Genomic DNA, 1,584 nt, shown 5'->3' on the forward strand with positions numbered 1-1,584 from the left:
TCGGTCGTTTAATCTTCCAATACGCTTCCTTCAACAACAGCCGTTCCTTGCACTTCTTCTTGGGTGCATGGCCTGTAATCGGCATCTGGTTTACTGCACTGGGCATCAGCACCATGGCATTTAACCTGAATGGCTTCAACTTCAACCAGAGCATCATTGACTCACAAGGTCACGTGATCAACACCTGGGCTGACGTACTCAACCGTGCCAACCTAGGTTTCGAGGTCATGCACGAGCGTAACGCTCACAACTTCCCTCTAGACCTAGCTGCGGCTGAAGCTACTCCTGTAGCTTTGACTGCTCCAGTTATCAACGGCTAATAAGAGTTTAATCTCATCACCCCTAGGGGAGTACACAAGTACCCCCTATCAGCGCTCTCCAAAAAGGGAGCGCTTTTTTATTTGGTGGCAAAGCACCAATCGCTTTTCCAAAAAAAATAAGAGAGCCGTCAAAAAGACTCTCTAGGTCATCAGGGTGCATCTATCTACTGATATCAATATAACAGATTTAGTGAGGGGTGTCACCCCTCATTTAATAATTTTCCAAGCAGCTGACCCTAGGTATAGCGCTACGCGCAAGTCAGCAAGGTTCGAAGTCAGAAGTCAAAAGTAAGCTATGACTAAGTTTTGGAATTTAGGAATGTCCTAATCTAAATGGGTAGTGCTATATGTTCACGTATCAATTTTCCCAAAAAAAAAAAATAAGAGAGCCGTCAAAAAGACTCTCTGGATCATCAGGGTGCATCTATCTACTGATCTCAATATAACAAATTTAGCGAGGGGTGTCACCCCTCATAGATAAAATTTGGTAAAAATTCCCTAATCGACAGTATTGTTCAGCTTAACTGGCTGCTTCCCAATCAAAGCTAAGATTGGCAGTTATTCAGTAATTTAAGATTACGATAGTGCTCTAGTTCCGAGAAAAGGCGAAATTAGCAAAACTCAATTCATTTGTGCCATGCCACTTGTAAATTTGCTTGCGAAACCCCTTCCACTGTTCATAAACCTTCTTAAACTTGGGATCTTTGCTAGCATCTTCCTCAAATAAATCGAATGATGCTTTCTCAGCCGCCTGCAAAATGTCTTGAGAGTAAGGAGTCAACTTAGCACCTGCTTTAATCAAGCGTTCCAATGCCGCTCCATTCAAAGCATCATACTTAGCCCCCATGTTGATATTGGCGTACCTGGCGGCATCTTTAAAGATTTCCTGATAGTCCTTAGGCAACTTATCCCAAGCTTTTTTATTAACCTGTACCTCTAGGGTTGGTCCGGGTTCCCACCAGCCGGGATAATAATAGAACTTAGCTGCTTTGTACAAGCCCAGCTTCTCATCATCATAGGGACCAACCCATTCAGCAGCATCAATGGCTCCCCGGTCTAGGGCAAGGAAAATGTCACCCCCAGGTAATACTTGGACATTCACCCCCAAGCGCTCCATCACTTTACCTCCTAATCCAGGGATACGCATTTTTAATCCCTTCAGGTCAGCTACAGAATTAATTTGTTTCTTGAACCAACCTCCCATCTGAGCACTGGTGTTACCCGCTGGAAAATTAATCACGCCAAAGTCAGCATAGAGTTCCTG

1 protein-coding gene and 1 pseudogene are annotated in these 1,584 nt (G+C 44.1%); one reads left to right on the forward strand and one right to left on the reverse strand.

Annotated features, from left to right (window positions below):
- Positions 1-320: pseudogene (locus tag F6K37_RS41615) on the forward strand (photosystem II q(b) protein); the annotation flags it as partial.
- 589 nt (positions 321-909) lie between these two features.
- Here F6K37_RS41615 and F6K37_RS41620 read toward each other — a convergent pair.
- Positions 910-1,584: TRAP transporter substrate-binding protein (locus F6K37_RS41620; RefSeq protein WP_287257115.1), on the reverse strand; the 675-nt coding region annotated here is incomplete at its 5' end.

Origin of the sequence: Moorena sp. SIO4E2 (genome assembly GCF_010671945.1) — a bacterium.
Classification (GTDB): Bacteria; Cyanobacteriota; Cyanobacteriia; order Cyanobacteriales; family Coleofasciculaceae; genus Moorena; species Moorena producens.